This window comes from Ruminococcus sp., from assembly GCF_045129435.1.
In the GTDB taxonomy this organism is placed as follows: domain Bacteria; phylum Bacillota; class Clostridia; order Oscillospirales; family Acutalibacteraceae; genus Ruminococcoides.
The window spans coordinates 24,890-31,074 of the sequence record NZ_JBGVJL010000097.1 but is presented as its reverse complement, the minus strand read 5'-3'; the positions used below and the strand labels follow the sequence as shown (position 1 = coordinate 31,074).

The window sequence follows — 6,185 nt, the reverse complement described above, 5'->3', positions numbered from 1 at the left end:
CAATAGAGCCCTCACTGTGATTGGTTGCCATAAGCTCACCGTTGACATAAAAATCAACCCATAGCTTATTCATAGTCACAAATATACATTCATTGTCATGAAATGTGTTATTAATCTTTCCCTTAAAATATACGGACTTATAATTTTTATTCACTAACGGATTGTCCTTGTCCATTTTAAAAGTTTCACCGGTATCTGTAGTGTACTTGCCCGACAGAGATATATTGGTGAGTGAATATCCGCCCTTTGGAGCATAGTGCCTTGCAGTAAAAATATACGCTCCTAAAAATACAATAAGTACGGTAACAAATGATATTCGCAGCAAATAGTTAAGTTTTTGATTTTTCAAAATAACACCTCATATATTTTATTCGTATTAATTATATAACTAAAACAGCTTAATCACAAGCAAAATTCGGCAAAAAACGTGAATATGCTACAATAAATAAAATATCCGTAAAAGGCAAAAATCCCATTTCATAATAATGAAATGAGATTTGCCTATATAAAATCAAACTTCCATTTTCTTAACCATAGAAACTGAAACTATGTAAGAAACAACTAAATATGCAACAATGCAAACCGCACTAAAAATTAATGTCTGTAGTGTAGCTCCTACTGTTGCAAGGTTAGAAACCGCACCGCCAAGCCAAAGTGTGCTGAAATCAAAATCAATGTGTAAATATGTTGCGATAAGTGAAAGACCTATCGGTAAAGCTAAAAGTGCAAGTAATGAAATTACGATTGCCGGTGCACCTTTTTTGAAAATTACACAAAGCATAAAGAAAATGCCTGCAAATGCCATAAGACCAAGTACAAGGAAAATAATTTGCGGAATAAACAGCTCATACATTGTGCCTGCGTCATTATATAAAGCAGTTGATACTGCGAAGATAGCGGCCAAGTTAAGAATTACCATAAACGCAGTGCTTACCATAACAGCAATAAATTTTGCTGTGAATATTGAGCCTCTGCTGTAACCCCTTGAAATGATATTTTTCAAAATGCCGTTGTCAAAATCATTGCAGACAAAGCTGCAAATAAACATCAGCATAAATACGGTAACAGGACTAAGACTGAAAAATTTTATTATACTTATCATGCCCGATTCAGGCGAAACTACAGCCTGTAAATCAGGTGATGCCGACTGAATTGAAAACATTCCAAATGAGCAAAGCAGATAAATAAGGCTAATTCCTACGGACACAAATGTCCATATATAAAAGCTTTTATTCTTAAACAGCTTACGAAGTTCAAACGAAAGTAATTTTCCCATTTTAAGCACCTACCTTGCGTAAAAAGTATTCTTCAAGATTAATTGAATGAAGTGATAACTCACTTACCATAATGCCGTTTTCAATAAGATATTTGTTAATTTCCGCAGTTTTGTTAAGCATTGAGTCAAGATAAACAACATTGTTATAAATATGTATCTGTTCAGCCGGCATAAACTTTGACAAAAGTTCAGCCGATTTCTGCGGATTATCAGATTTAATCAATACTCTGTCACTACACTTCTCAGCAAGCTCTTGTGCAGAAATTTCTTCTATAAGTCTACCGTCAGAAATAAATCCGTAGCGTGTAGCAATCTTTGAGAGTTCCTCAAGCAAATGACTTGAAATCATAAATGTTATATCTTTTTCCTTATTAAGTCTGATGATTAAATCTCGAATTTCAATAATTCCTGTAGGGTCAAGACCGTTGATTGGCTCGTCAAGAATTAAAAAATCAGGATTGCCAAGCAATGCAATCGCAATGCCAAGTCGCTGTCGCATACCAAGTGAAAATTGACCTGATTTTTTGTTTCCGGTATCAGCAAGTCCTACAAATTCAAGAATACTTCTGACTTCAGCGTCTGTACTGTTTGTGAGAATCGCCATTCTTTTCATATTTTCATATGCTGTGCAATTCTTATAAATAGCCGGGGCTTCAATAAGTGAACCAATTTTTCTTCTTGCTTTAGATAACGGCTCACCGTCAAACAGGCTTATTGTGCCGCCATCCTGAAAAGCAAGACCTAATACCTGTCGCATAAATGTGGTTTTGCCTGCTCCGTTTTTACCAACAAAGCCGTAAATATCGCCTTTATTTATTGTAAGGCTGATGTTATCAGAAACAACCTTTTCGCCATATTTTTTAAATAAATTTTGTGTTTTTAAAACCGTACTCATTTTTGTAACTCCTCAATAATGCAAAGTTATTAGTTTTTCATATCGTAGATTCTCATTAAGAGGTCAAGAACCTTGAAGTAAAGCCAAATTACTGTAAATGCAAGGCCAAATGATACTGCCCATTCGTCTGACTTTGGACGCTGATTTTCTACAGTTTCACGAATAACCTGGAAGTCACTGATAAGGAATAATGCTGCAATTACAATGAAGATTATTGACATTACAATTCCGAAAATTGGGTTGCCTGCTAAAATCATTACATAAGCTCTTGTTGCCGGAATAAGAAATGCAATTAAGCTGATGAGTGAAATACCGATTGTTGAAAGGAAAAGTGTGGTGATTACAGCCTTGAATTTGTCATTAGCTTTGATTTTGCCTGATGTGAAAAGAAGAAGCATTGAAAAAACAATAACAAGTGTGATTACTGCCGCCCAGATCAATAATTCTGAATATCTGCCATGATAGAAAACAGAGATGGAAGCAAGTAAAACGCCCTGGCTGAGTGTGTAAAGAGTACCTGTAATTGGGGTTGTGCGTCTTGCAAGAACTGCAATAAATGGAGTAATTAAACCAACAAGAATTGCTGCTCCTGCTGCGATTGCCTGAGGAATATAAAAGTCAAACATTTCAACTTGAATGTGCTGACCGAATGCAAGCATTGGGGATAAAATCAGGAATAATGCGAAACCGATAACAGTTGTTGCAAGGAAATAAAGAGTCTTTGCAAGGATACCCTTGTAGGTTGCACAGCTTGAGCTGCCAGCAACTTCGTTTGATTTAGATACCTTTCTTAATACAGGGTTTGAGTTGAATAATGTTGTTGATTTTTGAGTTTGATTTTGGTTAAGTCTTGAGTTTGTCATAGTGATTTCTCCTTTAAATAAAATGGAAGTTTAATAGAAGTTTGTTTGATTAATTTCTATGCCTTTATTATACAGACACAACTATGACAAGATTGGGACAAATACGGACAGAATTCAAAAAATTTTTAAATTTTTCTAAAATATTTTTTAAGGCATGAAAAAAGTCTGTGTTTAAGGGATTTTTGAGAGACAAAAAATTTAGGTCGAGCCTTTTTAAAGACTCGTGGGTTTGGGCAACGCCCAAGAAAGCTGTTTTTATTGCAAATTTTCAGGCACAAACAGCACGCTGTTTGTGTGATGAGGCAAAGTTTGAAAAAACAGGCGACAGCCTCTTAATAAGAAATGATTTATAAAAAATAAAAAGAATATCATTTCTGTTTTGTGTTGCTGTCGCAGTTATAAAGCTTTCGCTATTGTGTTCAAACTGCCAAACAGCTGGCTGTTTGGCTATCAAAGCCTTGCGTTAGTTTAAAGTATTGTGGGCTTTGCCCACACCCACAACCTTTAAAAAGGTTGACCAAATTTTTATTTTCGAGTATAAAGTTTGTGCTAATTCAAGCAAAATTTCTCGACCGCTACTAAACCCTCATTTACCCCAACCATCAATTAAGAGCCTTAACATAAAACCTAAACACATACAAAAACGCTCCCAACCGAAGTTGAGAGCGTATATATCAGCAAAAATTATATTACCGAAAAATTAGATTAACTCGATAACAGCCATCTCAGCACCGTCACCACGACGAGGACCAATCTTTGTTACTCTTGTGTAACCGCCGTTTCTGTCAGCATACTTTGGAGCGATTTCAGTAAAGAGCTTTACTGTAACCTCTTCCTTAGTAACAAAACCTAAAACGAGTCTTCTATTGTGAAGGTTATCTTCTTTAGCTGTAGTAATCATCTTCTCTGCCATAGCCTGAACTTCCTTGGCACGAGTAAGAGTTGTTTCGATTTTGCCGTTTTCGAGAAGGAATGTAACCATTGCACGGAGCATAGCTGTTCTCTGAGCAGTTGTTCTTCCTAATTTTCTTGTACCTGGCATTGTGTTCACTCCTTTACCGTTGGGTTTTTAAAGTGTTTATTCGTCTTCCTTTTGAAGACTAAATCCGAGATCTTTGAGTTTGAGTATTACTTCCTCGAGAGATTTTCTACCGAGGTTTCTTACCTTCATCATATCCTCTTCTGATTTGTTGATCAAATCTTCTACCGTATTAATACCTGCACGCTTTAAGCAGTTGAATGAACGAACCGACAAATCGAGATCTTCGATTGTCATTTCAAGGATTCTCTCCTTGCCCTTATCGTCCTTTTCAACCATAACCTCTGCACTTGAAGCCTTATCAGAAAGGTTTACAAAGAGGTTAAGGTGCTCGGTAAGTACCTTGGCAGCAAGTGAAACTGCCTCCTGAGCATTGATAACACCGTTTGTCCATACATCAAGTGTAAGCTTGTCATAGTCAGTAATCTGACCGACACGGGTGTTGTCAACTGTGTAATTTACCTTTAATACGGGAGTATAAATAGAATCAATAGGTAAAACGCCAATAACATTATTGCCGCTAATAAGCTTGTTGCGTTCAGCAGGGATGTATCCTCTGCCTTTGTCAATGGTGATTTCCATATTGAGCTTTGCATCCTCACCGAGAGTTGCAATGTGCTGCTCAGGGTTGAGAATCTCAACCTCGCTGTCACATTTAATATCTCCGGCAGTTACTACGCAAGGACCCTGTGCTGAGATTTCAACAACCTTTGGGCTTGTTTCGTAAAGCTTTGCAACAACGCTTTTCATATTAAGAACAATTTCCGTAACGTCTTCCTTTACGCCGGGAATAGTTGAAAATTCGTGAAGAACTCCGTCAATCTTGATAGATGTAACGGCACAGCCTTCAAGAGAAGAAAGCAAAACTCTGCGTAAGCTATTACCTAATGTGTTGCCAAAGCCACGCTCAAGCGGTTCAACAACAAATCTGCCATGCTTTCCATCCTCGGTTAATTCCTCGGTTTCAATTCTTGGCTTTTCAATTTCGATCATTCGCGAATCCTCCTAAACATTATACGGCTGCAAAAGGCAGCCAATGCGTGTGTAACCTGCCTGTGAAAAAAGGGATTACTTGGAGTACAACTCAACAATAAGGTGAGGAGCTACTTCGTAGTCAATGTCCTCAAGACTTGGCAAAGCAACAACCTTTGCTGTGTATTCATCCTTATTAACTTCAAGCCACTTTGGTGAAAGTCTGCCGCTTGTCTTGTCAAGAATTTCTTTAAACTTAACGCTGTTCTTGCTCTTGTCTCTGATTGTGATAACATCGCCAACCTTAACTCTGTAAGATGGGATGTCAACTCTCTGACCATTTACGAGGAAATGACCGTGAGTAACAACCTGTCTTGCATCTCTTCTTGTCTGAGCCATGCCCATTCTGAAGATGATGTTGTCAAGTCTTGTTTCAAGACAAACGATGAGGTTAGTACCTGCCTGACCTTCCATCTTTGTAGCAATTTCATAGTAGTGATAGAACTGCTTCTCAAGAACGCCGTAGATAAACTTTAACTTCTGCTTCTCTTTAAGCTGTAAGCCGTATTCTGAAACCTTCCTTCTACCATTTGCATTTGGCTTTCTGAAAGATTCCTTGTTTATGCCTACAACAGTAGGGCTAATGCCCAGGTATCTGCATCTTTTTAAGATAGGATCTCTGTTTACTGCCATTTTATTTTCACTCCAATAGAATATTTTAAATACTATACACGTCTTCTCTTAGGAGGACGGCATCCGTTATGAGGAATTGGAGTTACATCCTTAATCATAGTAACTTCAAGACCTGCTGACTGTAAAGCTCTGATTGCAGCTTCACGGCCCTGTCCAGGACCTTTAACATAAACTTCAACGGACTTCATACCATGTTCCATTGCAGCCTTTGCAGCTGTTTCTGCTGCTGACTGTGCGGCAAACGGAGTAGACTTCTTTGAGCCTCTGAAGCCGAGCTCGCCGGCACTTGCCCAAGATACAGCGTTGCCCTGTGTATCGGAAATAGTAACGATTGTATTGTTAAAAGTAGACTGAATATGTGCTGCGCCTTTTTCAATATTTTTGCGTTCACGGCGACGGCGAATAACTTTCTTACCACCCTTTGGTGCTGCCATAATCCATTGCCCT

Annotated in this window: 8 protein-coding genes; all 8 read right to left on the bottom strand. The window is 38.0% G+C overall.

The window, feature by feature from the left end:
* A partial coding sequence (locus tag ACJMMI_RS04845; RefSeq protein WP_405354030.1) for a hypothetical protein occupies positions 1 to 349 on the bottom strand: 349 nt, incomplete at its 3' end.
* A gap of 162 nt (positions 350 to 511) precedes the next feature.
* Positions 512 to 1,276: an ABC transporter permease gene (locus tag ACJMMI_RS04840; RefSeq protein ID WP_405354028.1), complete on the bottom strand. Its 765-nt coding sequence runs from the start codon at positions 1,274 to 1,276 to the stop codon at positions 512 to 514.
* Between the two features lies 1 nt (position 1,277).
* Positions 1,278 to 2,171: an ATP-binding cassette domain-containing protein gene (locus tag ACJMMI_RS04835; RefSeq protein ID WP_405354026.1), complete on the bottom strand. Its 894-nt coding sequence runs from the start codon at positions 2,169 to 2,171 to the stop codon at positions 1,278 to 1,280.
* Positions 2,172 to 2,200: 29 nt separating this feature from the next.
* Positions 2,201 to 3,034, bottom strand: a complete 834-nt coding sequence (locus tag ACJMMI_RS04830; RefSeq protein WP_405354024.1) for a Bax inhibitor-1/YccA family protein — start codon at positions 3,032 to 3,034, stop codon at positions 2,201 to 2,203.
* 700 nt (positions 3,035 to 3,734) lie between these two features.
* Positions 3,735 to 4,076 carry a 50S ribosomal protein L17 gene (rplQ, locus tag ACJMMI_RS04825; RefSeq protein WP_178586622.1) on the bottom strand — a complete coding sequence of 114 codons (342 nt, stop codon included), beginning with the start codon at positions 4,074 to 4,076 and terminating at the stop codon, positions 3,735 to 3,737.
* Positions 4,077 to 4,112: 36 nt separating this feature from the next.
* A complete protein-coding gene (locus tag ACJMMI_RS04820) occupies positions 4,113 to 5,066 on the bottom strand; it encodes a DNA-directed RNA polymerase subunit alpha (protein ID WP_405354022.1) in 954 nt (317 codons plus the stop codon).
* Positions 5,067 to 5,141: 75 nt separating this feature from the next.
* Complete coding sequence (gene rpsD, locus ACJMMI_RS04815) at positions 5,142 to 5,738, bottom strand: 30S ribosomal protein S4 (RefSeq protein ID WP_022234126.1); 597 nt, start codon at positions 5,736 to 5,738, stop codon at positions 5,142 to 5,144.
* Between the two features lie 32 nt (positions 5,739 to 5,770).
* On the bottom strand, positions 5,771 to 6,172 hold the full coding sequence (rpsK, locus tag ACJMMI_RS04810) for a 30S ribosomal protein S11 (RefSeq protein ID WP_022234125.1): 402 nt from the start codon (positions 6,170 to 6,172) through the stop codon (positions 5,771 to 5,773).
* Positions 6,173 to 6,185: the final 13 nt, after the last annotated feature.

Bases quoted from the DNA above. Each gene is read 5' to 3' on its own strand.
- ACJMMI_RS04840 (WP_405354028.1), bottom strand. From the start codon at position 1,276: ATGGGAAAATTACTTTCGTTTGAACTTCGTAAGCTGTTTAAGAATAAA.
- ACJMMI_RS04835 (WP_405354026.1), bottom strand. From the start codon at position 2,171: ATGAGTACGGTTTTAAAAACACAAAATTTATTTAAAAAATATGGCGAA.
- ACJMMI_RS04830 (WP_405354024.1), bottom strand. From the start codon at position 3,034: ATGACAAACTCAAGACTTAACCAAAATCAAACTCAAAAATCAACAACA.
- rplQ (WP_178586622.1), bottom strand. From the start codon at position 4,076: ATGCCAGGTACAAGAAAATTAGGAAGAACAACTGCTCAGAGAACAGCT.
- ACJMMI_RS04820 (WP_405354022.1), bottom strand. From the start codon at position 5,066: ATGATCGAAATTGAAAAGCCAAGAATTGAAACCGAGGAATTAACCGAG.
- rpsD (WP_022234126.1), bottom strand. From the start codon at position 5,738: ATGGCAGTAAACAGAGATCCTATCTTAAAAAGATGCAGATACCTGGGC.
- rpsK (WP_022234125.1), bottom strand. From the start codon at position 6,172: ATGGCAGCACCAAAGGGTGGTAAGAAAGTTATTCGCCGTCGCCGTGAA.